Source organism: Streptomyces sp. NPDC051051 (assembly GCF_040682975.1).
Lineage (GTDB): Bacteria > Actinomycetota > Actinomycetes > Streptomycetales > Streptomycetaceae > Streptomyces.
This window is the reverse complement of sequence record NZ_JBFBCB010000004.1, coordinates 181,836-208,493: the sequence shown is the minus strand read 5'-3', so window position 1 is coordinate 208,493 and position 26,658 is coordinate 181,836. Positions and strand designations below refer to the sequence as shown.

Annotated in this window: 26 protein-coding genes; 17 read left to right on the top strand and 9 right to left on the bottom strand. The window is 73.9% G+C overall.

The features are described from left to right. Window positions 1-244: 244 nt before the first annotated feature. Window positions 245-826: a sigma-70 family RNA polymerase sigma factor gene (locus AB0N31_RS05180; RefSeq protein ID WP_366056978.1), complete on the bottom strand. Its 582-nt coding sequence runs from the start codon at window positions 824-826 to the stop codon at window positions 245-247. 633 nt (window positions 827-1,459) lie between these two features. Here AB0N31_RS05180 and AB0N31_RS05175 point away from each other — a divergent pair. The 3 genes from AB0N31_RS05175 to AB0N31_RS05165 all read left to right on the top strand — a co-directional run bounded on the left by AB0N31_RS05175 (window position 1,460) and on the right by AB0N31_RS05165 (window position 3,679). Beyond that, a complete protein-coding gene (locus AB0N31_RS05175) occupies window positions 1,460-1,789 on the top strand; it encodes a beta/gamma crystallin domain-containing protein (protein WP_366056977.1) in 330 nt (109 codons plus the stop codon). Between the two features lie 151 nt (window positions 1,790-1,940). After that, entirely contained in the window at window positions 1,941-2,780 is an 840-nt protein-coding gene (locus tag AB0N31_RS05170; protein ID WP_366056976.1) for an alpha/beta hydrolase, read from the top strand. Window positions 2,781-2,845: 65 nt separating this feature from the next. Beyond that, window positions 2,846-3,679, top strand: coding sequence for an alpha/beta hydrolase (locus AB0N31_RS05165; RefSeq protein ID WP_366056975.1), 834 nt, complete (start codon window positions 2,846-2,848; stop codon window positions 3,677-3,679). A 142-nt stretch (window positions 3,680-3,821) separates the two neighbouring features. Here the strand turns inward: AB0N31_RS05165 and AB0N31_RS05160 are convergent, their stop codons facing one another. Together AB0N31_RS05160 and AB0N31_RS05155 are read right to left on the bottom strand one after the other, a co-directional pair. Further along, window positions 3,822-7,058, bottom strand: a complete 3,237-nt coding sequence (locus AB0N31_RS05160; protein WP_366056974.1) for a BTAD domain-containing putative transcriptional regulator — start codon at window positions 7,056-7,058, stop codon at window positions 3,822-3,824. Window positions 7,059-7,186: 128 nt separating this feature from the next. Further along, window positions 7,187-7,636, bottom strand: coding sequence for a DUF5707 domain-containing protein (locus AB0N31_RS05155; RefSeq protein ID WP_366056973.1), 450 nt, complete (start codon window positions 7,634-7,636; stop codon window positions 7,187-7,189). Window positions 7,637-8,154: 518 nt separating this feature from the next. Between AB0N31_RS05155 and AB0N31_RS05150 the strand changes: the two genes are divergently transcribed. Together AB0N31_RS05150 and AB0N31_RS05145 are read left to right on the top strand one after the other, a co-directional pair. Beyond that, the gene (locus tag AB0N31_RS05150; protein WP_366056972.1) at window positions 8,155-8,475 is read left to right on the top strand and encodes a hypothetical protein; all 321 of its coding nucleotides are present in this window, start codon (window positions 8,155-8,157) and stop codon (window positions 8,473-8,475) included. An 81-nt stretch (window positions 8,476-8,556) separates the two neighbouring features. Next, the gene (locus tag AB0N31_RS05145) at window positions 8,557-9,699 is read left to right on the top strand and encodes a serine hydrolase domain-containing protein (protein ID WP_366056971.1); all 1,143 of its coding nucleotides are present in this window, start codon (window positions 8,557-8,559) and stop codon (window positions 9,697-9,699) included. Window positions 9,700-9,881: 182 nt separating this feature from the next. Here the strand turns inward: AB0N31_RS05145 and AB0N31_RS05140 are convergent, their stop codons facing one another. Next, window positions 9,882-10,250, bottom strand: coding sequence for a YbjQ family protein (locus AB0N31_RS05140; protein ID WP_366056970.1), 369 nt, complete (start codon window positions 10,248-10,250; stop codon window positions 9,882-9,884). Between the two features lie 555 nt (window positions 10,251-10,805). Beyond that, complete coding sequence (locus tag AB0N31_RS05135; protein WP_366056969.1) at window positions 10,806-11,222, bottom strand: arsenate reductase ArsC; 417 nt, start codon at window positions 11,220-11,222, stop codon at window positions 10,806-10,808. A gap of 101 nt (window positions 11,223-11,323) precedes the next feature. On the opposite strand from AB0N31_RS05135, the gene AB0N31_RS05130 reads away from it, so the two are divergent. Genes AB0N31_RS05130 through AB0N31_RS05120 form a run of 3 tightly spaced genes read left to right on the top strand, consistent with a single transcriptional unit; the run spans window position 11,324 to window position 12,698 of the window. Then, window positions 11,324-11,632 carry a metalloregulator ArsR/SmtB family transcription factor gene (locus AB0N31_RS05130; protein WP_366056968.1) on the top strand — a complete coding sequence of 103 codons (309 nt, stop codon included), beginning with the start codon at window positions 11,324-11,326 and terminating at the stop codon, window positions 11,630-11,632. A gap of 38 nt (window positions 11,633-11,670) precedes the next feature. Next, on the top strand, window positions 11,671-12,441 hold the full coding sequence (locus tag AB0N31_RS05125; RefSeq protein ID WP_366056967.1) for an aquaporin: 771 nt from the start codon (window positions 11,671-11,673) through the stop codon (window positions 12,439-12,441). Then, on the top strand, window positions 12,438-12,698 hold the full coding sequence (locus tag AB0N31_RS05120) for a hypothetical protein (protein WP_366056966.1): 261 nt from the start codon (window positions 12,438-12,440) through the stop codon (window positions 12,696-12,698). The genes AB0N31_RS05125 and AB0N31_RS05120 overlap by 4 nt, the downstream gene beginning before the upstream one ends. Window positions 12,699-12,714: 16 nt before the next feature. Here AB0N31_RS05120 and AB0N31_RS05115 read toward each other — a convergent pair whose 3' ends face one another. Then, a complete protein-coding gene (locus tag AB0N31_RS05115) occupies window positions 12,715-13,095 on the bottom strand; it encodes a metalloregulator ArsR/SmtB family transcription factor (RefSeq protein ID WP_366056965.1) in 381 nt (126 codons plus the stop codon). Between the two features lie 225 nt (window positions 13,096-13,320). Between AB0N31_RS05115 and AB0N31_RS05110 the strand changes: the two genes are divergently transcribed. The 4 genes from AB0N31_RS05110 to AB0N31_RS05095 all read left to right on the top strand — a co-directional run bounded on the left by AB0N31_RS05110 (window position 13,321) and on the right by AB0N31_RS05095 (window position 18,641). Next, a complete protein-coding gene (locus tag AB0N31_RS05110; protein ID WP_366056964.1) occupies window positions 13,321-14,727 on the top strand; it encodes an NAD(P)-binding domain-containing protein in 1,407 nt (468 codons plus the stop codon). A gap of 434 nt (window positions 14,728-15,161) precedes the next feature. Further along, entirely contained in the window at window positions 15,162-16,913 is a 1,752-nt protein-coding gene (locus tag AB0N31_RS05105) for a diacylglycerol kinase family protein (RefSeq protein ID WP_366056963.1), read from the top strand. A gap of 1 nt (window position 16,914) precedes the next feature. Then, window positions 16,915-17,868, top strand: coding sequence for a YihY/virulence factor BrkB family protein (locus AB0N31_RS05100; RefSeq protein ID WP_366056962.1), 954 nt, complete (start codon window positions 16,915-16,917; stop codon window positions 17,866-17,868). Between the two features lie 2 nt (window positions 17,869-17,870). After that, window positions 17,871-18,641 carry a phosphatase PAP2 family protein gene (locus tag AB0N31_RS05095; RefSeq protein WP_366056961.1) on the top strand — a complete coding sequence of 257 codons (771 nt, stop codon included), beginning with the start codon at window positions 17,871-17,873 and terminating at the stop codon, window positions 18,639-18,641. Window positions 18,642-19,014: 373 nt separating this feature from the next. Here the strand turns inward: AB0N31_RS05095 and AB0N31_RS05090 are convergent, their stop codons facing one another. Next, window positions 19,015-19,659, bottom strand: coding sequence for a dihydrofolate reductase family protein (locus tag AB0N31_RS05090; protein WP_366056960.1), 645 nt, complete (start codon window positions 19,657-19,659; stop codon window positions 19,015-19,017). A gap of 238 nt (window positions 19,660-19,897) precedes the next feature. Here AB0N31_RS05090 and AB0N31_RS05085 point away from each other — a divergent pair, with 238 nt between their 5' ends. Continuing rightward, a complete protein-coding gene (locus AB0N31_RS05085; RefSeq protein ID WP_366056959.1) occupies window positions 19,898-20,203 on the top strand; it encodes a hypothetical protein in 306 nt (101 codons plus the stop codon). 93 nt (window positions 20,204-20,296) lie between these two features. Here the strand turns inward: AB0N31_RS05085 and AB0N31_RS05080 are convergent, their stop codons facing one another. Both AB0N31_RS05080 and AB0N31_RS05075 read right to left on the bottom strand, forming a co-directional pair. After that, window positions 20,297-20,644 carry a hypothetical protein gene (locus tag AB0N31_RS05080; protein WP_366056958.1) on the bottom strand — a complete coding sequence of 116 codons (348 nt, stop codon included), beginning with the start codon at window positions 20,642-20,644 and terminating at the stop codon, window positions 20,297-20,299. Between the two features lie 296 nt (window positions 20,645-20,940). Then, window positions 20,941-21,618 (bottom strand): hypothetical protein, encoded by a 678-nt coding sequence (locus AB0N31_RS05075; RefSeq protein ID WP_366056957.1) that lies wholly within the window; start codon window positions 21,616-21,618, stop codon window positions 20,941-20,943. A 243-nt stretch (window positions 21,619-21,861) separates the two neighbouring features. On the opposite strand from AB0N31_RS05075, the gene AB0N31_RS05070 reads away from it, so the two are divergent. The 4 genes from AB0N31_RS05070 (at window position 21,862) to AB0N31_RS05055 (ending at window position 26,651) form a co-directional block, all read left to right on the top strand. Further along, entirely contained in the window at window positions 21,862-22,269 is a 408-nt protein-coding gene (locus AB0N31_RS05070) for a YciI family protein (RefSeq protein WP_366056956.1), read from the top strand. An 8-nt stretch (window positions 22,270-22,277) separates the two neighbouring features. Next, window positions 22,278-23,423, top strand: coding sequence for a DUF6596 domain-containing protein (locus AB0N31_RS05065; protein WP_366057023.1), 1,146 nt, complete (start codon window positions 22,278-22,280; stop codon window positions 23,421-23,423). Between the two features lie 251 nt (window positions 23,424-23,674). Further along, window positions 23,675-24,259: a hypothetical protein gene (locus AB0N31_RS05060; protein ID WP_366057028.1), complete on the top strand. Its 585-nt coding sequence runs from the start codon at window positions 23,675-23,677 to the stop codon at window positions 24,257-24,259. 157 nt (window positions 24,260-24,416) lie between these two features. Next, window positions 24,417-26,651: a helix-turn-helix transcriptional regulator gene (locus tag AB0N31_RS05055; RefSeq protein WP_366056955.1), complete on the top strand. Its 2,235-nt coding sequence runs from the start codon at window positions 24,417-24,419 to the stop codon at window positions 26,649-26,651. Window positions 26,652-26,658 lie beyond the last annotated feature (7 nt).

The window sequence follows — 26,658 nt, the reverse complement described above, 5'->3', positions numbered from 1 at the left end:
ACCGCCTGCGGCACACACGGACATCCCGCCACGGCGGCCCGGTGCGCAACCGCCACGCGATCCCGTCGACGACCTCGCGGCGACCGGCCCGGCGACCGCCGACCCGAACCGACTTCATCCACCGGACCCGAGCCGAACCCGCCCTGCCGCACCGAGCCCCGCAGCGTCTTCTGCGCCCCCGACGCGGGCGGGGCGGCCGGGTCCGGCCCGGCCCCCCGCCCACCGCGCTGCGGCCGCACCCCGGCTACCCGCCGACCACGCCCCGCTGCTCCAGCGCCTTGCGCAGGGCCCGCACGGCGTAGAAGGCGCGGCTCTTGACGGTGCCGGGCGGGATGCCGAGGTGCCCGGCCGCCTGGGCCACGCTGCACTCCAGGAAGTACATGAGGCGGATGACGGTCCGCTGCTGCTCGTTCAGCTCCCGCAGTGCTTCCCGCACCACATGGGAGGTCAGGGCGGAGTCGGTGCCGTCGCAGGAGGCGTCCAGGTCCTCCACCGGCATCAGCTCCAACGGCCGGATCTGCCGGGCCCGGTGGTGGTCGACGACCAGGTTCCTGGCCACGGTGAACAACCACGGCCGCAGGTGTTCGCCGCGGGTGCCCAGGAACCCGGCGTGCTTCCAGGCGCGGGCCGCCGTCTCCTGGAAGATGTCCTCCGCCTTGTGCCAGTCACCGTCCAGCAGCCGCGCGGCGTACCGGACGAGCAAGGGCCCGTACCGCTCGTAGATGTCTCGGAGGAAGGCGTCGCAGTCGGCGTCCGACGCGACGTGCCGGGCGTGTGCCCCGGCTGGAGCGAGGGTGGCGACCCCCGCCACCAAGGTCCCGTTCATGGGTGGCGCTCAATCCTGTTCAGGTGTTCTGTGTCGCGCTCTCCCGCACGGGCGGGACAGCGGGCCAACACTCTCCGGATCGCCTTGGCCAAACCTTGTCGTCTTCTTGTCGCGCCCCCGGACCCGTCACACCGGCGTCGCGGCCGGCACCCCGCCGCCGGACGGAGACGTCCGCCGACCGGAGAGGGAGGGAGCCGGGGCATCCGGCGGCGCCAGCCCGCGAGGCGACCGGGGCGCCCTCCCGGCCGCCCCAAAAGCCGGGCACGGGCTGCAAACGCCTTGAGGGCCCGCACGGTTCACCGCGGATCACCCCGGAAAACTTCCGCGAGCGGTGAACCGACCGCCGTCCGGCGCCGTTCCTTGCGGTGAGTGCTCCGCTTCGTACACGGGGCACATCGACGCGGCCGGTCCGAACCCCCTGACGACCGGACGCGAAACCCGTGCCGCCGCCCCCTGCGGACGGCGGCACGGGTTTTCCCCTCGGAGACCATCGCGCCCGCTGAGCGGGCCGGACGACACCCCTTGCTCCGCCGCCGCGCCCCGGCGCGCGGCGGTCGGCCACGGACCGGGTCGCCCGCCCGTCGACGGGGCTGCTCCGCAGCACCGCACCACCACGGAAGGAAAGCTCCACCCATGAAGCGCTCCATCTCGCGTATCGCGCTCGTCGTGGCGGCGGGAGCCATGACGGCTCTGCTGCCCGCCCTCCCGGCCGCCGCCATCAATCAGACCGGCTGCGGCGACCGGACCGACTTCGTCAAGGTCTGGTACAACGGCGGCCAGACCGCGTGCTACGCCAACGCGGGTGTCATCGCCCCCCAGCTCCCCAACGTCTCGAGGATCACCTCGGGCAACAACAACATCGAGCTCATACTGGGCGACCAGACGAGGGCCATGTCCAAGTGGTCGAGCATCGTCGACGTCGAGGGACTCAACGCGACGCTGTACATCCTGCACATCCGCTGACCGCCGCGTCCGCGGCGCCGGCCTTGCACCGGCGCCGCGCAGCCCCGGTGCGGGGCCGGCCCTCCCCGCGCCTTCGACGGGGCGGCGGACCTCGCCGAGCGGGTTTCACCGGCCCCACCCCGACAGCACCACCATCCAAAGGACGTTCACCATGCACTTCACCCGCCTGCCCCGCCCGAGCCGCCGGCTCGCCCTGCTCGGTGTCACCGCGGCCGCGGGCCTGTCCGTCGCGGCCGTCACCCTTCCCGGCACGGCCGGTGCCGCGCCCCGCCACCAGGAGCGGCCGACGATCGTGCTGGAGCACGGGGCGTTCGCCGACGCCGCGAGCTGGGACGGCGTCGTCAAGCGGCTGCAGCGCGCCGGCTATCCGGTGGTGGCCGCCGCCAACCCGCTGCGCGGCCCGGCCACCGATGCCGCCTACCTGCGCAGCGTCGTGGAGCACATCGACGGGCCGGTGGTCCTGGTGGGCCACTCCTACGGCGGCACCGTCATCAGCCAGGCCGCCGCCGGCCTGGAGGACAAGGTCAAGGCGCTCGTCTACATCGCGGCGTTCCTGCCCGACGCGGGGGAGAGTTCGCTGGGGCTGACGAACAAGTTCCCCGGCAGCACCCTCGGCCAGGTGGTCGAACCGGTGAACTACACGCTGCCGGACGGCAGTCAGGGCGCCGACGTCTACATCAAGCCGGACAAGTTCCACCAGCAGTTCGCCGCGGACGTCTCCGCGGACAAGGCGCGGCTCATGGCCGCCGGGCAGCGTCCGGTCGCCGCCGCCGCGCTGGAGGAGCCCTCCACCCAGGCCGCCTGGAAGACCATCCCCTCCTGGTCGCTGGTCACCACCGAGGACCTCAACATCCCCGTGGCCGCCCAGCGCTTCATGTCGGCCCGGGCGCACGCGCACACGACCGAGATCGACGCCTCCCACGCGGTGTCCGTCTCCCGCCCCGAGGCCGTCACCCGCATCGTCGAGCAGGCGGCCCGCACGGTCCGCTGACCGGCACCACGCCCGATCCGCACACACCTCCCGCATCACCTCCCGTCAGAAAGGCAGCAACCACCATGGCGTTCGTCACCGTCGGCCAGGAGAACTCCACCCCGATCGAGCTGTACTACGAGGACCACGGCAGCGGGCAGCCGGTCGTGCTCATCCACGGCTACCCGCTGGACGGTCACTCCTGGGAGAAGCAGGCCGCCGCCCTGCTGCGGGCCGGCTACCGCGTCATCACCTACGACCGGCGCGGTTTCGGCCGCTCCAGCCAGCCCACCACCGGCTACGACTACGACACCTTCGCCGCCGACCTGCACACCCTCCTGGAGACCCTCGACCTCAACGACGCGGTCCTGGTCGGATTCTCCATGGGCACCGGCGAAGTCGGCCGCTACCTGGGCACCCACGGCTCCGCCCGCATCGCCAAGGCCGCCTTCCTGGCCTCCCTGGAACCGTTCCTGCTGAAGACCGACGACAACCCCGAGGGCGTCGACGGCACCGTCTTCGACGGCATCGAGCAGGCCGTCACCGCCGACCGCTACGCCTACTTCACCGCGTTCTACCAGGACTTCTACAACCTGGACGAGAACCTCGGCACCCGGATCAGCGAGGAAGCCGTCCGCCACAGCTGGAACGTCGCCGCCGGCGCCTCCTGGTACGCCTCCCTGGCCTGCGTGGCGACCTGGACCACCGACTTCCGCGCCGACATCGCCAAGATCGACGTACCCGCCCTGATCCTGCACGGCACCGCCGACCGCATCCTGCCGATCGAGGCCACCGCCGAGCCGTTCCGCCGGGCACTCCCGCACGCCGAGTACGTCGTCGTCGAGGGCGCCCCGCACGGCCTGCTGTGGACCCACGCCCAGGAGGTCACCGACGCCCTGCTCGCCTTCCTGGCCAAGTGAGCGGCCCCCGGCCGGTTTCCTGCCGCCGGTGACGGCCGCGGCGGGCCCGGCGGTGGCCGTCGCCCGCGCCTGTGCGGGGAGCGCGCGGCCGGCCGCCGAACGGGGCCGCCGACGCCGCCCGGCACGATCCGGACGAGAGGCCCTAACCCCGCACCGAGGGACGGAGCTCGCGCGCAGGATCACCACTCGTCGGAACCGGGACCCGATGGTTGCCGACGGCCCTCTCCGGCGCGACGGGCGCGGGGTCCGCTTCGGCGTCCAGGGCGGCGAGCCGGTCCCGGACCTGCTGGGCGCTGGGGGACAGCGCCCGCTGTTCGGCGTCGGCGAGCGCGCGGAGCCAGTGCGCGCGGGCGGCCTCCCGGTCGCCCATGGCCAGGAGGGTGTCGCCCAGGCGCATCAGCACGCCGACGGCGTTGCGGTGGTCCCCCAGTTCCCCGAACGCCTCCATCGCCCGCCGGTAGGTGGCCACCGACTCCTCGTACCGGCCGAGCCGCCGGAGGGCGTAGCCCAAGCAGTCCCAGCTCTGGGCCCGCTGCCACGAGGCGTCCAGACCCTCGAACATGGCGAGGGCCTCCTCGCTGTACGCGAGGCTCTTCTCGAGATGCCCCAGGTTGGAGTGGAACCAGGCGAGCTCGTTGAGGCATTCGGCCGTCCACAGCTCGTCCCCTGCCGCCCGGGACAGCGCGAGCCCTCGCTCCGAGGACTCCACGGCCTCCGGGATCCGGCCGAAGAGGTACAGCGCGCACGCCGTGCCGTAGTGGGCGCGGGCCTGGTCGGTGACCACGTCGAGTTCTTCGAAGATCGTGGTGGCGTGGCGCAGGTGGCGCAGGGCCTGTTCCTGGTGGCCGAGGTAGCCGTGGATGCCACCGAGGTGGCGCAGGCAGCGGCCTTCCTCGAGGCGGTCGCCCCGGCGCCGGGCCACGTCCAGGGCGGGGGTCAGCGCGGTGATGGCCTCCGGCCAGTATTCCTGGCGGTTCAGGTATTCCTGCAGCGACCAGGCCAGTCCGGCGACGTGGTCGTCCAGTTCCTGGCTGACGGCGGTGTGCAGCAGGGCGGCCAGCACCCGGTGTTCGGCGGTGAACCACCGGTTCGCCTCTTCCACGTCGGCGAAGGTCTCCGGGACGACGCCCGCGCGGGGGGAGCCGAGGTCGAGTTCGGGCGAGGAGGCCTGCTTGAGCAGCAGGTTGCCTCCGTGGGCCGTGAACAGGTACTGGTCCAGGACCCGGAGGGTGGCCGCCTGGCGCTCACCGGCGTCGTCGTGGGTGTGAGTGAGTTCGCCGGCGTAGACGCGCAGCAGGTCGTGGAGGGTGAACCGGCCGGGCCGGGGCTGTTCGACGAGGCAGGAACGGGTCAGCTGGTCGAGCAGCCGGCGTGTCCGGGACAGGGGGAGCCCGGCGAGGCCGGCGGCGGCCGGGGCGGTGATGTGGGGCCCGGGGTGGAGGGCGAGGAGACGGAAGAGGCGGGCGGCGGGCTCCTCCAGGGACCGGTAGGACCAGGAGAACACCGCCCGCACGTCGGTGGCGGTGTCGAAGCCGGTGAACGCGTCCAGGCCGCCGTGGGCATCGCGCAGGTCGTCGGCGATGGCGTGCAGGGGGAAGGCGGGGTCGAGTTCGGCGCGGGCGGCGACCACGGCGAGCGCCAGGGGCAGCCGCCCGCACAGGCGGACGATGTCCGCCGCGGCGGCGGGTTCGGCGGCCAGACGCTGCGCCCCCAGCCGTCGTTCGAGGGTCCGGTGGGCCTCGGCCGGTGAGGGCAGGGGGAGGGTGAGGGGCTTGGCCCCGTCGGTCGCGATCAGGCCGGCGAGCTGGTTGCGGCTGGTGACCAGGGTGAGGCAGCCGGTTCCCGCGGGCAGCAGGGGGCGGACCTGCTGCTCGTCGCGGGCGTTGTCCAGGACGAGCAGGACGCGTCGGTCGGCCAGGAGGCTGCGGAACAGGGTGCCGCGGTCGGCGGTGTCCTCGGGGATGCGCTGGGCGGGGACGCCGAGAGCGGTGAGGAAGCCGTGCAGGGCGTCGCCGGGTTCCACGGCGGGCGCGTGCGGATGGAACCCGCACAGATTGACGAAGAGCTGCCCGTCGGGAAAGAAGGACGCGATCCGGTGGGCGTGGTGGACGGCGAAGGTGGTCTTGCCGACACCGGGGGCGCCGCCGATGACGACGACGGGAGCACCGGCCGGTCCCGGCCGCCCGGGCGCACCGCTCACGGCGGACAGCCACGCGCTCTCGGTCGTCCGCCCGACGAACACCGGCAGGTCACCCGGCAGTTGCATCGGGCGCGCCGCCCGCGGCGACCCGCTTCCGCCGTCGCCCCCGGCCGGGTCACCGCTCGCACCGGACACGTCCGCCGAACCGGCGGACGCCCCGGCGCTCGCACCGGACGGCGTCGCACCGGCGACCGGCGCGCACGACACGCCACCGTGGGCCGCGGCGCCGGGCCGCGCGCCGAGGGCTGCGGTTGCGTCCTGCCCTTCCCGTGCCCCGCATCCTGCCGATCGGCTCGGATCACGGCTGCCGGTCGCGCCTGCCGTGACTGCCGTGTCTGCCGTGCCGGCCGTCGGGACCGCTGTCCCCGCCGTGCCCGGCAGGGACAGCGGCGGCAGGTCGTGGCGCAGGATGCCGTCGTGCAGGGCGCGCAGTGGCGGGCTGGGATCGAGGCCGAGTTCGTCGGCGAGGTGCCGGCGCAGATCCGCGTAGCGCCGCAGCGCCTCGGGGTGCCGGCCGGCCAGGTACAGGGCGCGCAGCAGCAGGGCCCAGCCGGTCTCCCGCAGCGGGTGCTGCGCCGTCAGTTCCTGTGCCGCCGCCAGGGCTTGCGGTATCCATCCGCTCAGGAGCAGGGCGGTGGCGAGGATCTCCCGGGTGGTCTGCCGCAGTTCCTCCAGGCGTGCGGCTTCGGGAGCGGCGAACAGGTGGTGCGCTGCGTCGGCGAGCGCGGCACCGCGCCACATCTCCAGGGCCCCTTCGGCCTCCTGCACCGCGTCCGCGGGCCGCCCCTGGTCCAGCAGCCGGTGCGCCAGGGCCACGGCCCGCTCGAAGCGCACGGTGTCCCGGCACTCGGACGGGACGCGCAGGGCGTAGCCGCCGGGCCTGGTGACCAGCACCTCGAACGTCCCCCGCCCGCGCAGGTGCTGGGGCTCCAGCACCGCGCGGACCTTGCTGACGTGGGCGTGCAGGGAGGCCGTCGCCCCGCCCGGTGTCCGTCCCGGCTGCTGCGGCCACAGCTCCTCGCACAGCGTCTCGGGCGCGACCGTACGACCGTCGGCGAGCAGCAGCCGGATCACCAGCAGCCGCTGCCTGCGCCGCCCCGGATCCAGCACCGCGCCCGCCCGCCGCACCACCAGCGGACCCAACAACTCGAAGTCGAACTCATGTCTCACAACCGTCACCGCTTTCCCCGCATCTCGCACAACTGTCCTACCACCCGCACCGCACGGCCCACCCCCCCCGTCCGCGGCACGGCCCCGGCCGAGCACCCGCCGGCGAGCCGGCGGCCGCGCCGCACGTCGGCGCCGGGTCAGCGCCCGACGTCGAACGCGGCGGCGCGCGGGAGGAACACCGTGTCCCCGTCCCCGGCCACCGCCGGCGCCGAGACGTACCAGGCGCCCCGGTCCAGCTCGGCCGCCTCCTGCCGCGTCACCTTCAGCGTGCAGGTGCAGCGCGAGGTGCCGTCCGAAGTGCCGCGGCACGTGGCGTCGTCCGCGTGCCGCAGCTCCGTCTCGGTCGGGTCGAGCTTCGAACGCGCGGGCCACGACAGGACCTCGAGGCCCCGCACGCCCGAGTCGTCCCGCACGTCGGCGGTGAAGGTGAGCGAGCCGGCGCTGCTGCCGGACGGCGCGAGGTAGCGGGCCGAGCCGCCTTCCAGGGCCGGCTCCGTGGCGGTCGAGGCCATGGCGGGACCACCGGCGGCCACCGCGCCGAGGACGGCGACACCGATGAGCGACGAGACGACGACGCGCTTGGACATGGCAGATCCCCCTGGACCGCTGTGGGAGCAGGCGTGGTCGGCCTGCCGGACGGAGCGGGAGGCGAAGCACGGCACCGAGCGCCACAACCGCAGGTGGAGCCGGTGACCGGCCGCTTCCCGATGTGTTCGAGACTACGGCCGGTGCACGGCGCGTTCCTCGCACGGCCGGATGATTGCCGTGTCTAACCAGAGGTGGAGAACGCCTGCGGCCGTCCACCGGCCGGGCCCCGCCGCCTGTGCACCCCGGGTAAGAGAACGGAATCCGCCTCCAGCCGGAGCCGGGCCGCTCACCTGCGGCCATAGCCTTGTCCCGGCAGCGAGGCGAACCGGCGGCCGGCCGGTCCCGGTCCCGTTGTGCTGACCTGCCCAAGCACGCCACCGCGTGAGGGGGACAACAGCAACGGTCCTCGCGCAGACGACCCGAGGGCCCCGGCCGCCCGGAACCACCCGCCACCCACCCTCCCCACCACGACCACCACGACCACTGCGCCCACCGCGACCCAGGAGACCTCCCCGCCGTGACCGATTCCCGCCGATCCCTGACCCGCCGGCTGCGCCGCACCTTCGGCAACGCCTTCGCCCTGGCCTATCTCGCGCTCTGCGCCGCCCTGTTCGTGTGGGCGATCCTGGTGAGCGTCACAGACGACTCGGGGGAGTCCATGGCGATCATCTTCCCGCTGCTCGCCACCGCCCCGACCAGCCTCGTGCTGCTCGTCCTGCCGGGGGGCATCGTGATGGTCACCGCCGTCGTCGTCCTCGCGGCACTGGTCAACGCCGCGGTCATCGGCTGGTGCGCACACGCACTGCGCCGCGGCGTCCGTTCGGACCCGGCGTCCTGAGTCCCGGCGGACCGGCATGAACCAAGACGCCCTTCACCCCGTTGAGTGATCGAGCGAACGCCGTCCACAGTAGGGAACGTCATGGTCACCGTCGAAGGAACGAGTACGGACCGGTTCGAACCGGTCCGAGCGGCACTGGCAGCGCGCCTCGCGTCCGGTGACGAACTGGGAGCGTCGATCGCCGTCGACGTCGACGGCGTCCTGGAGGTCGACCTGTGGGGCGGGCACGCCGACGCGGCACGCACCCTCGCGTGGCAGCGGGACACGGTGGTCGGCCTGTGGTCGACCACCAAGACCCTCAGCAGCCTGGCGGCCCTCGTCCTCGTCGAGCGCGGAGCGCTGGACCTCGACCGCCCGGTCGCCCACTACTGGCCCGAATTCGCCGCCCGGGGCAAGCAGGACATCGAGGTACGGCACGTCCTGGCGCACACCTCGGGGCTCTCCGGCTGGCAGCAGCCCTTCACCATGGACGACCTGTACGACTGGCCGACGGCGAGCGCCCGACTGGCCGACCAGGCGCCCTGGTGGGAGCCGGGGAGCGCCTCGGGCTACCACATGCAGACCCAGGGACAGCTCGTGGGCGAACTCGTCCGGCGGGTCAGCGGCCGCACCCTGACCGAGTTCGTCGACACCGAGATCGCCGGCCCGCTGGACGCCGACGTCCAGATCGGCGCGCGGGAGGCCGACTGGCCGCGCATCGCCCCGCTGGTGTCGCCGCCGCCCCCCGCACCGCCGGCCGGCCTCGATCCCGAGGCGGTCTTCACCAAAACGCTGCTCGGAAGTCCCGCCCGCGGCGAACACGTCGACACCCCGCGATGGCGCCGCGCCGAACTCGCGGCCGTCAACGGACACGGCAACGCACGGGGCCTGGCCCGCGCCCTCTCCGTGATCTCCCGGCGCGGCGAGGCGAACGGCGTGCGGCTGCTGTCCCCCGACACGGTCGGCAAGATCTTCGACGTACAGGCCGACGGGGTCGACCTGTTCCTGGGCGTTCCGGTGCGCTGGGGCATCGGCTACGCGCTCGCCGACCCCAGGACGATGCCCCACATGCCCACCGGAACGATCTGCTTCTGGGTCGGCTGGGGCGGCTCGATCGTCATGATGGACCTCGACCGGCGCATCACGTTCGCGTACACGATGAACCGCCTCGGCGAGGGGATTCTCGGCTCGCAGCGCACGCACGACTACCTCAGGCACGTCTACGAAGCTCTCGACGCCGTCTGAAACCCGCCTGCCCGCCGCCCCGTTCATGACGGGGCGGCGGGCAGGCGGAACCCGTACGGGCGCCGCCGCAGGGGAGCAACCACCCTTGCGCGCCGCGCACTTGTACCGACGGCGCGCCGCACCCGATGCCCGAATGCGGCGCACGGCCGGCTGCCGGGGCCGGCCGTGCGCCGGCAGGCAGGCTAGGAGACGGGAGCGATGATCACAGCCGTTCCGTAGGCGCAGACCTCGGTGCCGGCGTCCTGGGCCGTGGTGACGTCGAAGCGCATGGCGAGCACGGCGTTCGCGCCGCGGACACCGGCCGCCTCGACGAGACGCTCCATCGCCTCGTTCCGGGTCTGCACCAGTGTCTTGGTCAGCCCCTTGAGCTCACCGCCGATCACCGACTTCAGCCCGGCGCCCAGCTGGGAGCCGATATTGCGCGAACGCACCGTGAGGCCGAACACCTCCCCGATCACCTGCTTCACTTCGTGCCCCGGCACGTCGTTGGTCGTCACGACCAGAACATCCGAACCCTGTACCGCGCCGCCGGTGTAGTCGTCGATGGGCATGGGAGCCGCCTCACATGTGGGAAGGAGTAAAAAGGATCAGGCACCTGCCACAACGGCGTCGGCACGGCGCGGGTTCATCCGGTGCCGCGGATTCTTCGGCCGGTGGAGCAGCGCCGGTTCCCCCGCGCGGCAGGCGGCCCCGTTCCGCCGTAACCGGTGCGGCCCGGCGGAAGCGGGACAGCGGTGACCACGTGCCGAGCCGGCCGTACACCTCGAAGGCCGTCATCAGGTGTCCGGCGGCGTCGGCCCGCCGGTCGCCGTGCGACACGCGGGCCTGCCTGTCGTCGTCTCAACGGCACCCGCACCCACCCGGTTCACCGCGCGCACCACGTCCCGCCCTCGGCGCGCACGGCTCCTCACCCCCGCGCGGTGACGGCGGCGGGCCACGCGCTCGGCGGCGCGCTTTCGGCGACCGCGTTCCGCACGGCCGGCCGGCCGACCCCGGCCCCCGGAGGACGGCCGTCTCCGGGCGCCCTTGCCGCGTCGACCGCCGTCGCCTTCGCCGATCGGCTGCCGAGGACGACCGTACGGCGTTCGGCCCCCACCGGGCCGGATCTACTCGCGGTCCGGCTCCGGCGCGATCTCCTCGATCAGGCCCTCGACCAGCACCTTGATCTCGTCACGGATCGGACGCACGGCCTCGACGCCCTGTCCGGCCGGGTCGTCGAGCTGCCAGTCCAGGTACCGCTTGCCCGGGAAGACGGGGCAGGTGTCGCCGCAGCCCATGGTGACGCAGACGTCGCACTCCTGGACCGCGTCCACGGTGAGCATCTTCGGGGTCTCGGCGCAGATGTCGATGCCCACCTCGGCCATGGCCTCGACGGCGGCGGGGTTGACCCGCTCGCCGGGGGCGGAGCCGGCCGAGCGGACCTCGACGCGGTCCCCGGCCAGGTGGGCCAGCCATGCGGCGGCCATCTGGGAACGGCCGGCGTTGTGGACACAGACGAAGAGCACGGAGGGCTTGTCGGACATCGGAGGTCTCTCTTGGACTCGCGCCTGCACGGCGGCAGAGGAAGGGCACACACATCATCACCCGGTGATGTCAGTCACCACTGATGTGAGAGTATCAGTGCATGCTGACGTCAGTCGACACTGATCTGATCCGGGTGCTGGCCGACCCGCTCAGGCTCCGGATCGTCACCCTGCTCGCCGAAGAGACGCTGTGCACCACTCACCTCGTGGAGGAGACCGGTGCCAAGCAGACCAACCTCTCCAACCACCTCAGGGTGCTGCGCGAAGCCGGGGTCGTGGAGACGGAGCCATGCGGCCGGTTCACCTACTACAAGCTGCGCGCGGACGTCATCGCGTCGCTCGCCGGACAGTTCGCCGACCTGGCCGAGTCCGCCCGCGGTGCCGCCGGGAACAAGCGGTCCTGCCCCTGATCCCCCGCCGCCCCGGCGACCGCACCGAGGAGTTCTTGTTGACCGCCACGCCCGAGTCCGCCGTGCGACCGGCGACACCCGACGCCGTTGTGCAGCCCGCTGCGGGCGCCACCCCGCCCCGTCGGCCGCTGGCCGCCCGGGCCGCCGCCGAACTCGTCGGCACCGCGGCCCTCGTCGCCGTCGTCGTCGGTTCCGGCATCCAGGCCACCGAGCTGACCCAGGACGTCGGCGTGCGGCTGCTGGCCAACTCCCTGGCCACCGCCTTCGGCCTCGGCGTCCTGATCCTCCTGCTCGGCCCGGTCTCCGGCGCGCACTTCAACCCCGTCGTCACGCTCGCCGAGTGGTGGACGGGCAGGCGTGGCGGCACGGGCGTCACGATCCGAGAGGCGGCCGTCTACGTCCCCGCGCAGATCGCGGGTGCGATCACGGGCGCGGTCCTGGCGGACGCGATGTTCGGCAAGCCGCTGGTGCAGTGGTCCACCCGCGACCGGTCGGCCGGGCACCTGCTGCTGGGCGAGGCCGTCGCCACGGCCGGGCTGATCCTGCTGGTCTTCGGTCTGGCCCGCACCGACCAGCTGCGCTTCGCGCCCGTCGCGGTCGCCTCGTACATCGGCGCCGCGTACTGGTTCACCTCCTCCACCTCCTTCGCGAACCCCGCGGTGACCGTCGGTCGCGCCTTCAGCGACACGTTCGCGGGCATCGCCCCCGGGTCCCTGGCGGGCTTCATCGGCATGCAGGTGATCGGCGCCGTGGCCGGCCTGGCGCTGGTGGCGCTCGTCTTCGCGCGCGGGCCGGAAGCCGCCGAGTGACGCGGACGTGCGAGGCGGTGGCGATCGGCGGCGGCCGGTCCGGGCTCGCCGCCGGCGGATACCACCTGCGCTGGCCGGGCCTCGGCTTCGTCGTCCTCGACGCGCGGGCCACCGCGGGCGGCGCCCGGCGGCACGCCCGGGACTCCCCGCACCTGCCCGGCCGCGGCGACTGGACCGGCCCCGCCTCCGCCACCCTCATCGGCGTCGGCCGGCCGGCCCGGGACGCCGCGAGGGAGACCGCGGCACTTCTGCGCTGAAACCGGGCGCCGGGCCTCAGCCGGCGGCCGGCGCCATGGTCAGCAGCCGGCCCATCGCGGCCAGCACCGAGGGCTCCACCCGGTAGTACACCCAGGTGCCGCGCCGCTCGGAGCTGAGCAGCCCGGCCTCCTTGAGCTTCTTCAGATGGTGGGAGACGGTCGGCTGGGAGACGCCGACGTCGGAGATGTCGCACACGCACGCCTCGCCGCCCTCGTGCGAGGCCACGGCGGAGAACAGGCGCAGCCGCACCGGGTCGCCCAGTGCCTTGAACATCCGCGCGGCCCTCTCGGCCTCCTCCGCGGTGAACGGGCGCTCCGTCAGCGGCGGGCAGCACGGCTTTGCGGCCCCGGCCGCTTCGGCGGGATCGAGCAGCGGCAGCACCTTCGCATTCGACATGCGTCTATGTTGACATACGTCGAACCAGGGTGGGGGAGTCGTCCGCGGACGAGGGCGCCGGCCGGCCCCGGCTCCCGCCGGCCGGCCCCGGTGACGGCGGCGTGCCCCCTGGTCGACCCCATGAATTCGATGAGTGTCTATGTTGACGATCGTCGATGCAGGTGCCATGCTGGCGGCGCAAGTCATCGACGAATGTCGAAACAAGAGGGACAAGAGGAGCCGATCGTGAACGCGCCCGCCACCGCCGACCTGCCCGTCATCGTGATCGGAGCCGGGCCCTCGGGCCTGGCCGCCGCCGCGCACCTCGTCGGACGCGGCATCGAGCCGCTGGTGCTGGAGGCGGGCCCGGTCGCCGGGGCGGCCGTGCGCGAGTGGTCGCACGTGCGGCTGTTCTCGACCTGGGGCGAGGTCGTCGACCCGGCCGCCGAGAAGCTCCTGGCCCCCACCGGCTGGACGCGCCCCGACCCCGCCGCCTACCCGTCCGGCGCGGACTGGGCCCGGCTCTACCTGCAGCCTCTCGCCGACGCCCTCGGCGACCGCGTGCGCACCGGCGCCCGGGTCACCGGGGTATCCCGGGCGGGCCGCGACCGGATCGTGGACGCGGAGCGCGAGGAGCAGCCGTTCGTCGTCCACGTCGAGCACGCCGACGGCCGTGAGGAGCGTCTGTCCGCCCGCGCGGTCATCGACGCCTCCGGAACCTGGACCACCCCCGGCCCCGCCGGCGGCAGCGGCCTTGCCGCCCTCGGCGAACGCGCCGCCGCCGATCGCGTCACCTACCGCGTGCCCGACCTCGAGGACCCGGCCGTCCGGGCCCGGTTCGCGGGCCGGCGCACGGCGGTCGTCGGCACCGGCGCCTCGGCCTTCACCGCGCTCGCCCACCTCGCCGATCTGGCCGAGGCCGACGACGGGGCCGGCACGAAGGCGGTGTGGATCCTGCGCCGCGGCGTCTCCGGCGCCACCTTCGGCGGCGGCGAGGCCGACCAGCTCCCCGCCCGCGGCGCCCTCGGCCTCGCGGCGAAGGCCGCGGTCGACGCGGGCCACGCCGACGCGGTCACCGGCTTCCGCACCGAGGCGATCGAACGGGACGGCGACGGCCGCCTGGTTCTCCGCGCCGAGGACGGCCGCCGACTCGACGCGGTGGACGAGGTGATCGTGCTGACCGGCTTCCGCCCCGACCTGTCGTTCCTGTCCGAGATCCGCCTCGGCCTGGACGAGCGCCTCCAGGCGCCGGTCGCCCTCGCCCCGCTGATCGACCCCAACCAGCACTCCTGCGGCACCGTCCACCCCCACGGCCACCGTGAACTCGCCCACCCCGAACCGGACATCTACCTCGTCGGCATGAAGTCCTACGGCCGCGCCCCCACCTTCCTCGCCATGACCGGCTACGAGCAGGTCCGCTCCGTCGCCGCCGCCGTCGCCGGCGACCTGGAGGCCGCCGACCAGGTCGAACTCACCCTCCCCGAGACCGGGGTCTGCGGCGGCGCCGGACTGTTCGACACCCCCGGGACCGAGGAGAGCGGCGGCTGCTGCACCCCCGCACCGCAACCGGTCCCACTCACCGCCCCCGCCGCCCTGTCCGTCACCGCGGCGGCCGGCGGCGGGACGCCCGCGGGCGGCTGCTGCGGAGCGTGACCAGCCCTCGACACCCCCTGCCCGCGGGGCCGCGACCGGACCGGACACCCGGCCGCGGCCCCGCACCCCTCGGCGGCCGCACCCGCCCCTTCGCCCTGCCGGCCGCCCGCTCTCTCCCGGCGGCCCCCACCGCCCCCTGGACGAATCCCGCCGGCACCCACCGTGACGCATCCACCGGCGGGTGACGCCGTGTCAACGGCGTCACCCGCCGGCCTGATCACGGTCTTCAACGGGAACGGGGAAACCGGCCGGGGCCGGGACGGACGCCGACACCGCGCACGTCACCGACCGCCGCGGTACGACGTCGGACGTCCACGACACCGTCACAGGTCACCAAGAGCAGGTCTGCGCGCCCGTATCGGGGGCAGGCGGCGGTGCATCGGCCCGACACCGCGGGCCGACACGCCGTACCGCGCCTACCCGTGGGGGACCTGATGCCGACCGCCGCACCGGAAAGACCGGCCGACCTTCCCGGCGAGAGACCGGGAACCGGCCCGGCCGGCCGCTCGTTCACGCTGCCCCGGGGCACCGGCCGAACCGCCGCCCGCATCGCCGCGCTCACGGTCTGCCAGGGCGCACTCATGGTGGGATTCGGGCTGCTGATCACCGGGCCCGCCCGTGGGCTGTGGCCGATGACGGTCGAGGACGACGTCAACGAGGGCCTGGAGCACGCCCGGACCGGCACCCTGACCACCCTGTCCCTCTTCGCGTCGGAAGCCGGCAACACCCTCACGGTGATCGCCGTCACCGTCCTGACGTGCGCGGGACTGCTCCTGATCCCCCGTCTGCCGATGTGGCGTCAGGCCTCCTTCCTCGCCGTCGCCGTGTCGCTGCAGTCACTGGTCTTCCTGGTCATCACCGAAGCGGTGGACCGCCACCGGCCCGAGGTGCACCGCCTCGACGCCTCCCCGCCCACCTCCAGCTACACCTCGGGCCACACCGGGGCGGCCACCGCGCTCTACGGCGGACTCGCGGTCCTCGCGCTGTCCCGGCTCCGCGGGCCGTGGCGGCGGATCGCGGGCGCCGTGCTGCTCGTCGTGCCGGTGCTGGTCGCCGCCGCCCGCCTCTACCGGGGCATGCACCACCCCACCGACGTCGTGGGCGGGCTGGCCAACGGCAGCCTGTCCCTGCTGATCGTCGGCCGTGCCCTGCTCACCGACGCCACCGTTACCGCACCGGCCGGGGCGATCCCGGCACCGTCCCCGGCGAACGCGGACAAGCACCCGGCCGCACCGCAACCGGGCCGCACCGTGGTCGTCCTCAACCCCACGGTGACCACCGAAGCCGACCGCGAGGCGCTGCGGCAGGTCCTGGAACACCACGCCCACCACGCACCGGTGTTCGTCGAGACCACGGCCGAGGACCCGGGCACCGGCCAGACGGCCGCCGCACTGCGGGACGGCGCGGAACTGGTCGTGGTCTGCGGCGGTGACGGCACCCTGCGGGCGGCCGCGGACGCCCTGGCCGGCAGCGGCGTACCGCTGGCCGTCGTGCCCTGCGGCACGGGCAACCTGCTGGCCCGCAACCTCGGACTGCCCCTGACCCCCACCGACGCCCTCGCCGCCGCACTGCGCGGCACCCCGCACCGCCTCGACCTCGGCCGCATCGAGGGCGACGACCTCCCCGCCACCCATTTCGCCGCCATGTCCGGCGCCGGCCTCGACGCCGCGATCATGGAGAACACCGACGACCGCACCAAGTCCGTCCTGGGCTGGCCCGCCTACGTGCTGGCCGGCATCGGCACCCTGCGCACACCACGGATGCACCTGACCCTCCGCCTCGACGACGCACCCGCCGTGCGCCGCACGGCCCGCATGGTCCTCATGGGCAACGTCGGGACCGTGCAGGGCGGGACCACCCTCCTGCCCGCCGCCCGCCCCGACGACGCCCTGCTCGACCTGCTGATCCTCGACCCGCGCGGCGTCGGCGGCTGGACGCGTGCGCTGGCGGCGCTGGTGCGCGGCGGCGCCGAGCAGCCCCGGCCGTCCGCCGCCGACACCACGGCACAGGACGGCGACAGGAGCGGCGCACCGGTGGAGTTCCGCACCTTCCGGCGGGCCGAACTGGTCTTCGACTCCCCGCAGTCCCGAGAACTCGACGGCGACCCGGTGACACCGGGCCGCCGGCTCACCGCCGAGGTCAGGCCCGGTGCACTGACCGTGCTGCTGCCCGCCGGAGGCCGGTGACATGGGCACCGCGACCAAGGTCCCCGAGACCCGCGACATGACCGGCGACGAACTGTCCGCCGACGAGGCGCTGATGGCACTGCGCCGCTACGGCCGCTGGGCCCTGCTGCGCGACGCCTTCGTGCGCTTCCGCTACGCCGACGGCTTCACCCACTCCCGCGCCCTCGCCCTGCAGACCGTTCTGTCGGTGATCCCGCTGGCCATCGCCTTCGTCGGACTCTCCACCACGCTGCACACCGAGAACATCGGCCGCATCGTCGAACTGACCATCCACCGGCTCGCCGAGGGCCCCAGCGCCGACGTGGTCGACGACGCGCTGGACCGCAGCCGCCGCACGGCCGGCGACGGCGCGAAGGTCGCGCTCTGGTTCGGCCTGATCTTCTCCCTGGTCAACACCACCACCGCGATGTGCCAGGTGGAGCGCGGCGCCAACCGGATCTACGGCAACGAACGCGACCGCCCCTTCGGCCAGAAGTACCTGCGCGGCCTGGTGATGTCCGTCAGCGCCGGACTGCCCCTCGGACTCGGCTTCATCGTCATGGTGGCCGGCGGCGACCTCGCCTCCGCGGCGGTGACCGTCTACCGGCTCGACGAAGACGCCCGGACCGCCTGGGAGATACTGCGCTGGCCCTTCGGGCTGCTCCTCGCCCTCATCTCGGCCAGCGTCATCTTCCGCAGGTCACCCCGCCGCAAACAGCCCGGATACACCTGGCTGGCCTTCGGCGCCGCCGTGTACCTGGTGCTGTGGACGGCACTGACCTGGCTGCTGAGCCTGTACCTGCGGATCAGCGGCTCCTTCGACACGGTCTACGGCCCCCTCAGCGCCTTCATGTCCCTGCTGCTGTGGGCCTATCTGACCTCCATCGCCCTCTTCCTCGGGCTGGCGTTCGCCGCGCAGCTGGAAGCCGCGCGGGCCCTGCGCTCCGACCCGATCGAACCCGACCCGGGAGTCTGAACATGGTGGTGCGAGCCGCGGTCCTGCACCTTCGAGACCGTCGCCGTCGGGCAGCCGACCGCAGATTCGGCGCCCGCCTGCTGGGAGCGGCCGTCGTCGCCGCCGTCGCCGCGGTGCCCTTCGCACTGCTGCTGGTCCTCGTCGAGGGCCAGTGGCAGCCGCTGCGCCGCCTGGACGCGGGCGCCGCCCAGCGCCTGCACCACACGGCCGTGTCCCATCCGGCGTGGACCGGCGTCCTGCGCTTCCTGTCCGACTGGGTCTGGGACCCGGCCGTCCTGCGCACGGCCGTCGCGCTGCTGACCCTCTGGCTGCTGCACCGCAGGGCCTGGCGGCTGGCCGCCTGGTCCGCCGTGACGGCCGTGGCCGGCGCACTGATCGGGCTGCTGGTCAAGACGGTCGTCGAGCGGGCCAGGCCCTCCCTGGAGGATCCGGTGGCGCACGCGCCGGGCTTCTCCTTCCCGTCGGGGCACGCGATGACGGCCACCACGTCGTTCGCCGTCCTGCTGCTGGTCCTGCTGCCCCTGGTGCCGCGCGCCTGGCGGCCCCTGTGCTGGTGCGTCACCGTGGTGTCGGTGCTCGGGGTCGGCTTCACCCGGATCGCACTCGGCGTGCACTGGTTCAGCGACGTGGTGGGCGGCTGGCTGCTCGGCCTGGCCGTCGTCACCCTCACCGCCTGGGCCTTCGAGGCCTGGCGCGCGGAGGCCGGCCGGGCCCGTGCCGAGGTGAGCGAGGGACTGGAGCCCGAACTCGTCGACGCCCACCCCGAGGCCTGACCGGCGACAGGACCGAGAACCGGGCGTTCCGGCCGGCCGCACCGCGCGGGACCGGCGGGAGCGGCACCGACGGCGGCCCCTCACCAGCCGTGCGGGCCGGCCGGTGAGGGGCGAATGGGCCGGCCGTCCCTTCGCCGGGGGCAGGGCGCTGAGATCGCGCAGCAGCTCGTCGCGCTGCTCCAGGGCCCGGGCGGTGGTGGGGAAGAACGCGCCGCCGGCCCGCGCCCGCCCTCTTGGGGATGCCCGCCACGCCGATCCGGCCGCCCTCGCACCCCCGGACCGGCCGGCCGGGGCCGTGGCCGACCGGGTGCGGGGGCGGCCCGTGCAAGAACCGCACGTCCCTGTGCCGGGCGGTCGGCGCAAGGGCCTCGCGTCACCTTCGCCAGAACAGGTGGTGCGTCACGCCGCTCGGACTGGGCACGACCTCCCGGTGGAACCGGTCGAGCAGCTCGTCGGGCGACTCCCACAGCCGCAGTCCGGACCCGAGCTTCACCGGCGAGACCGCCACGTGCAGGGTGTCGACGAGGCCGGCGTCGAGGAACTGCCGGACGGTGGTGACCCCGCCGCCGAGCCGGACGTCCTTGCCCCGGGCCGCTTCCCGCGCCTGTCCGAGGACCGTGGCCGGGCTGCCGCCGACGAAGTGGAACGTGGTGTCGGAGAGCGTGAACGACGGACGCTCGTGGTGGGTCATGACGAACACGGGCGTGCGGAAAGGGGGTTCCTCCCCCCACCAGCCGCGCCACTCATGGCCCTGCCAGGGCCCGCGCTGGGGCCCGAACTTGTTGCGGCCCATGATCTCGGCACCGATGTTGCGTGCGAAGTCCCGGGTGAAGTAATCGTCCAGGCCCCGGCTGCCTCCAGGATCCGTGCGCAGGGGCCAGCTCGCCGTGGCTCCGGCCCAGGCGAACAGCCTCTCGGGGCGGTCGTGGCCGAACGGCCGCTCCAGACTCTGGTGTTCACCGGCTCCGACTCCGTCACTCGAGACGTTGAAGTTCATGACTCTCAGCAGTTGATCCACGTGTTTCTCCGCCAAGCCCTGTCGTGTCGTCGTGCGGCGAGGCGCCGCACATCATGACGTCGAACGGGACATGGCCAAATCGACAGCGCCCCGCAACCTTTTTCCAAAGCGCGTCGGGAAACGGCCCCGTCGGCGGTGCGGCCGTGGCGGACGCGGACGGCACCGGGGCGGCCGGGGCGGCGGCGAGGGTGAGGGCGAGGCGCAGGGCGTCCCCGCGGAGAGGGTGATCAGTGCGCCGATGACTCTGGGACCGGGCGAGGAGGTCGCCGCGGCACGGATCCGGCTCGTCCTGCAGCGCGACGGCAACCTCGTCGCCTACGACGAGACCGGCCAGGCGCGTTGGGCGACCCGGACGCTCGGCACCGGCGCGCGCGCCGACTTCCAGACCGACGGCAATCTCGTCGTGTACGACGCGCAGAACCAGGCCGTGTGGGCGAGCCGGACGAGTGGGCACGAGTCCGCGGTGCTGAAGCTCCAGAGCGACGGCAACATCGTCATCCTCGAAGGGGAAACCGTGCTCTGGGCCTCGGGCACGCAGCACTGAGGCCGTTTCCTCCCGGTGCTCCCCGGCCGCCGCCGCACAGCACCGCCGCCCGCACCGGCCGGTAGACCCCGCGTGTCCTGCCGCCGAAAATGTTCACCGGTAACGGAGCCGTGGCCCGGTGGTGACGGCACGCGGTGAGACGCCTTCGGCACCGGGATCTTCGCCGTCGCCGGCATCGCGGCCGGCCTCGTCCACGGCCGCCGCATCCGGCCCGGCACCCCCGGCTCCCAGACACTCGTCCTGCTGCCCGCGATGACCGTGGCACTGACGCTGTGCGCCGTCACCGGCCGGTTCTGGGGCTTCTTCGCCGCCTTCCTGCTCGGCGGCCTCTTCTACAGCCCCCTCGTGATCATCAGGAACCTGGCGCTCCAGCACCGCCTCCCCGAGAACGTGTGGGCCACGGGCTTCTCCCTCCTCTACGCCGCGGGCGGCCTCGGCCACGGCGCCGCCGCCCTCCTGACCGCCGCCCTCGTCGACGCCACCACCCCCGCCGTCACCATCGTCGTCTGCACGGCGCTCACCACCCCGATCGGCCTGATCGCGGGCCTGGGCGAACGCACCGGAACGAAAAAAACCGACCCCGCCCCCCGCGAGGAAGCCCCACCCGCAGCACACGACGACCTGACACCACCCAGCGGTCCGACGCCGCACCGAAGCGCGAAGGTTCCGCCCCGGCCGGCCCGACGAGGGGCGGGGCGGCCGCAGCCGAAACCCCCGTCACCTCTGCGTTCCCCCTCTCAGGGGGTGAAGACCTGCTCCAGACGGTCGACGGCTCCGTCCGCGCCGAGGTGGTACCGGAAGACCAGACCGCTGTCGGGGTGCGCCTCCAGCCAGTCCAGGAACTCCTGGACACCGACGGGCTGGTTCTCGGTGCTCGCCACAACGGGATCGGTGACGGTGACGTAGGCGGCCTGGTCCATGGGCAGGTACGTCTCCTTGCCGACCGTCTCGAACGGCGCGCCGTCGGAATCCGCAGGGCCGCAGCCCCAGTTGCCGTACCGGACGATCAGACTCAGGGACCCGCCCTCGGGGGTGTAGCGGTAGACGGCGATCTCGTCCGGCGAGATCGGCATCCTGTGGTCGCAGCCGTCGTCCTCGCCACCGGCTCCCGCGGAAGCCGTCGCGCTGGCGGCCGGTGCCGCCGGTGAGCCCGCAGGGGCCGCGGAGGCCGGGGGAGAGGACACCTCGCCGGCCGCCGGCGGCGAGGACTTCCCGGCGGGCAGCGCCTCGGGGGAGGCCGTCCCCCCGGCGCCCTGCCCACCCTCGGTCTGCGAGGGGGCGGCGGCCGGTGCCGCCGTGCCGTCCGCGCCCGGGGAGGCGGGGGAGCAGCCGGTGAGCGCCAGAACACCGGCGACACACGCGCCCAGGGCGAGCGTCCGGAGCGCGATCGGTCTGCAGTGGCGTGTGATCGTCATGAGGGCTCCCCCGTCGTGGTGGCAGCGGCCGCCTGCGCGACCGCGTCAGCCTGAGGGACCACATTCAGCCACACTCCGGTTCCGCCGCCTCCTCTGCGCGCAGTCCGTTGCGCATCGGTGACCGACCCCGGCCCCCAAGATTTTTTCCACCGGCCGTCCGGCGGTGTCGAGAACCCGTGTCCGGCTCCGTCCCCGGGGTGAAGGCGGCCACAATGGGCCGCACGAGCACCGAGGAGAACCACGATGGCCAAGTACCTGCTGCTGAAGCACTACCGCGGCGCCCCGGCCGCGGTCAACGACGTGCCGATGGACCGGTGGAGCCCGGAGGAGGTCTCGGCACACGTGCAGTACATGAACGACTTCGCGGCCCGGCTGGAGAAGAGCGGCGAGTTCGTCGACGGCCAGGCGCTCGCCCCCGAGGGAACGTGGGTCCGCTACGACGGTGAGGGGCGCCCGCCGGTCACCGACGGGCCCTTCGCGGAGACCAAGGACCTCATCGCCGGCTGGATGGTCATCGACGTCGACAGCCACGAACGCGCCGTCGAACTGGCCGGGGAGCTGTCGGCCGCCCCCGGGGCGGGCGGCAGGCCGATCCACGAGTGGCTCGAACTGCGCCCGTTCCTGACCGCGCCGCCCACCATCACGGAGTGACCTCCTCGATGGACGAGGCCCTGCTGCGCAGCCTCACACCGGGCGTGCTCACCGTCCTCGTCCGCCGCGGAGCCGACTTCGCGGCGGCCGAGGACGCCGTGCAGGACGCCCTCGTCGAGGCACTCCGCGTCTGGCCGGCCGGCCCGCCCCGGGACGCCAAGGGCTGGCTGGTGACCGTGGCCTGGCGCAAGTTCCTCGACCAGGCCCGCGCCGACACCGCCCGCCGCCGGCGCGAGGACCGCGTCGAGGAGGAACCGGCACCCGGCCCGGCGCCCGCGACGGACGACACGCTCCAGCTCTACTTCCTGTGCGCCCACCCCTCGCTGACCCCGGCATCAGCGGTCGCACTCACCCTGCGCGCCGTCGGCGGGCTCACCACCCGCCAGATCGCCCAGGCCTACCTGGTGCCCGAAGCGACCATGGCCCAGCGCATCAGCCGGGCCAAGCGCACCGTGGCCGACGTGCGCTTCGACCAGCCCGGCGACGTCGCCACCGTCCTGCGCGTCCTCTACCTGGTCTTCAACGAGGGCTACTCCGGCGACGTCGACCTCGCCGCCGAGGCCATCCGCCTCACCCGGCAGCTCGCGGCCCGCGTCGACCACCCCGAGGCGGCCGGGCTGCTCGCCCTCATGCTGCTCCACCACGCCCGGCGCGCCGCCCGGACCGCCCCCGACGGCAGCCTGGTGCCGCTGGCCGAGCAGGACCGCGGCCGGTGGGACACCGCGTCGATCGCCGAGGGCGTCGCGATCCTGCATGCGGCCCTCGCCCGCGACCGGCTCGGCGAGTTCCAGGCCCAGGCCGCCGTCGCGGCCCTCCACGCCGACGCGCCCACCGCCGAGGAGACCGACTGGGTGCAGATCGTCGAGTGGTACGACGAGCTCACGCGCCTGACCGACAGCCCCGTCGTCCGGCTCAACCGCGCGGTCGCCGTCGGCGAGGCCGACGGACCACGCGCCGGCCTGGCGGCACTCGCCGAACTGGACGCCTCGCTGCCCCGCCACACCGCGGTGGCGGCCTACCTCCACGAGCGCGACGGCGACCTGGCGACGGCGGCACGGCTGTACGCCGAGGCCGCCCACAAGGCACCCCACCTCGCCGAACGCGACCACCTGACACGCCAGGCCGCCCGCCTCAACGCCCGCCGGTCCCGGTGACGTCCCACGCCCGGACCTCCCCGCGCCGCCGGGCCCGCGCGCGCCGCATCGCCATCCGCCCGCCCGGCCTGCCCCATGTGAGGCACCTGTCGCGACACCGACCCCGCGTGACCCCGAAAGCCTCTTTCCCGAACCGGCGTGCCGGAACGACGACACCGCCCAGGACGCTTCCGCCGAGCAGTGCACCGAGGCGCAGCTGGGGAAGGCCGCGAAGGCGGGTACCCTGTCCGCCACGGTGAAGATCACCGGCGTTGTCGCCACCGGCATACCGACTGACCGCCCAGGGCGCGGCGGGGAAGTTCGCGGCTCAGGAGTGGACACCCGGGGGCAGGCCCCGCGACGGTGTGGAGACGTCCTGGCGCAAGGACGGCGTGCGGGGATGGACCCAGGAGTTCCGCAGCGGAGCCGTCCGTGTCTCCTTCGCCGTCTGGATCCGTGATGTCGACGAGTCCGGTTGCTTCGACGACTTGGACGCCGTATACGAGCAGGGCGAGCAGGTGCTGGCCACGTTCCTCCCCGAGATCGAAGACTCCCCGCTCGCCGGCCACCTCGCCGAGGCGGAGCTGACGGCCGCGGACGAGGAGGAGTTCATCGCGGCCCGCAAGTGGATCGTCGACGGACGGGTCCTGACCGCCGGCGTGGTGCAGCAGGACACCGATCCCCCCGTGATGGTCGTGGTCGCGCTGGAAGCCGCGGAATCCTCGGGAGCTGTGAGCCCTGTCCGCGATCACGTGGCCGGGTCGGCGAGACGGCCGGCCGGGGCCGGCGCAGGGGACGCGGATCCGCTCCGGCGGGGCCGTGCGCGCGGATGCCCTCGCGCCGCCGGCCCGGCGTGACGAGGACGGCACGAGGCCGGCGACGCGACGGTTTCCACCCCCTTCTCTCGCCGCACCCCTCACCACCCCTCGGTGAACGCGATCCGTACGCCATCCGTACGGTGAAATTACGGCCTGTGTACGCTCGGTGGGGTAGGCTGCGGTCAGGAGGTGCCCCATGTCCGAGTTGTTCGACGCGGTCGACGCGCTGGTCGCGTCCCGCTCCCCACTGCCGCCGGCGGAGGAGCGCAAGCGGCTGCGGGTCGCGCACGGCCTGACGCTGGACGAAGTCGCCGCTGCGCTGAGGGTGCGCCGAGCCACGGTGTCCGGCTGGGAGTCGTCCAGGAAACCGACCGAGCCGCGCGGCCCGGAACGCGAGGCGTACGCGCGACTGCTGGACAAGCTCGCAGAGCTCTACCCCTCTCACCCGGTCACGCAAGATCCGGCCGCCCCGGCGGTGCCGGCCGCCCTTACCGCCGCGCCCGCCCCGGCTGAAGCGCGCACTCCGTCCCCGGGACAGGCACCCGAGACCGCGGCGATGACTGCACCCGGGAACTCCCGGACCGGTCCTGTTGCTGCTCCGGCGACCGCGCCGCGTCCGGCGCACACCGCCGGGCCGACGCCGGCGTCGCGCCGTCCGGGCGCGAAGAAGACGGCCCCGGCCGACACCACGGCCGGCGACACCGCCCTGCGGTTCGAGAACGGGCCGCTGGCGGTGATCGATGTCGAGGACGGGCAGGCGTACGCGTACTGCACCGGCGGCCTGGTCCTGGACGTGCCCGCCAAGTCGCTCCCGGCCCTGGTGGACTGGACGCTGCGCGAGGCGAAGCTCGGGGCGCCGAAACTGTCCGGTCCGGGCAAGGACGCCGACCCGCTGCTCGTCCTCACCGAGACCGCCCTCGAACGCTACGGCCTGCCCGTCGCCCTCACGCAGGAGGAGCGGCACGCCGGGCGGATCCCGGAGGGCCACAAGGTCGTCAAGCAGCTGGTGCGCGCGGAGTGGAAGCTGACCAAGCGCGGGTTCGGGCCGTGGGCGCGGATCTACCGCCCCGCGCAGGGGGCGGAGCGGGCCTGCGTGCAGCTGTGCATCCCGTCCTGGCACGCGCTGGACACCCGGCACTGGGGCGGGGCCGGGCAGCTGGCGCCGGCGGACCTCGCCCGCGTGCTGGGCGTGTACGCGTCCCGGGTGATGACCCCGCGCGGCTCCACGGCCGTGACCGGCCTGGAGCTGATGACCGCCCTGCACCCGCCGACCCGCGCCTCCGAGCCCGACGCGGCGGGGAAGCGGCACTCCGAGCACAACCCCGCCGGCCTGGGCAAGGACCCGGTCGACTGCGCACCGTGCGAGGCCCCCGACGGACACCCTCTCCTGGCGGACCTGCCGCGCTTCCACATCCGCGGCCCCGGCGAGAAACTGTTCGAGGAGGCGTACGACTGGGCCCGGCCCATGACCGACGACGAGTGCACCCTGCGGCACCTGGTCGGCATCGACGTGAACATGGCCTTCGCCGCCGGAGCCAACGGCCTGGTCGTCGGCCTCGGCGCCCCGACGCACGTCACGAACCCGGCGTTCGACCCGAAGCTGCCCGGCTCCTGGCTGGTCGACCTCTCCCACGTCGACCTGTCCCGCGTGAAGGTCGGCAAGGAGCGGGTGGACCTGGACGCCGGCCTGCTGCCCAGCCCGTTCACACCGAAGGGCGAGCAACCGCAGGGCCCGGCCTGGTACGCCACGCCCACCGTCGCCTACGCGGTGGAGCTCGGCTACGACGTCGCGCCGCTGGAGGCGTACGTCCGGTACGAGAACGGCCGCTACCTGGACGCCTGGTACCACCGGCTCCGGGACGCCTTCCTCGCCACGATGGCCGACCTCGGTGTGCACGCGGACATGGCGCCGGCCGACTTCCTCGCGGCGATGGACGGCTGGCGCGGGCGTGACCCGGAGCTGGCGATGGTCGTGGACGCGGTCAAGGCGACCGTGAAGGGCGGCCTGGGCAAACTGCGCGAGCGCCCGCGCGGGGAGGGCTGGCGGCCCGGCGAGCCGTGGCGGGCCCTGTCCCGGCCCACCTGGCGGCCCGACATCCGCGCGGCGGTCATCTCCCGCACCCGGATCAACCTGCACCGCAAGATCGTCAAGCATGCGGCGTTCACCGGCCGGTACCCGGTCGCGGTCCTGTCCGACTGCGTCGTCTACGCGGCCGACGGGCCCTCGCCGCTGGACTTCCTGCCCTACCGGGACGGCAAGCCGCTGCCGGGCGGCTTCAAGCTCGGCATCAACCCGGGCCTGGTCAAGCACGAGGGCACCCAGAGCGTGCTGTGGGGCGAGGAGGTCCGCGAGCGGTTCGACGCCCCCGAGCTCAACCTCGCCCGGTACATCAGGGACGGCACCGTCACCGACGTCGACAACGGAGAGTAGGAGAAGG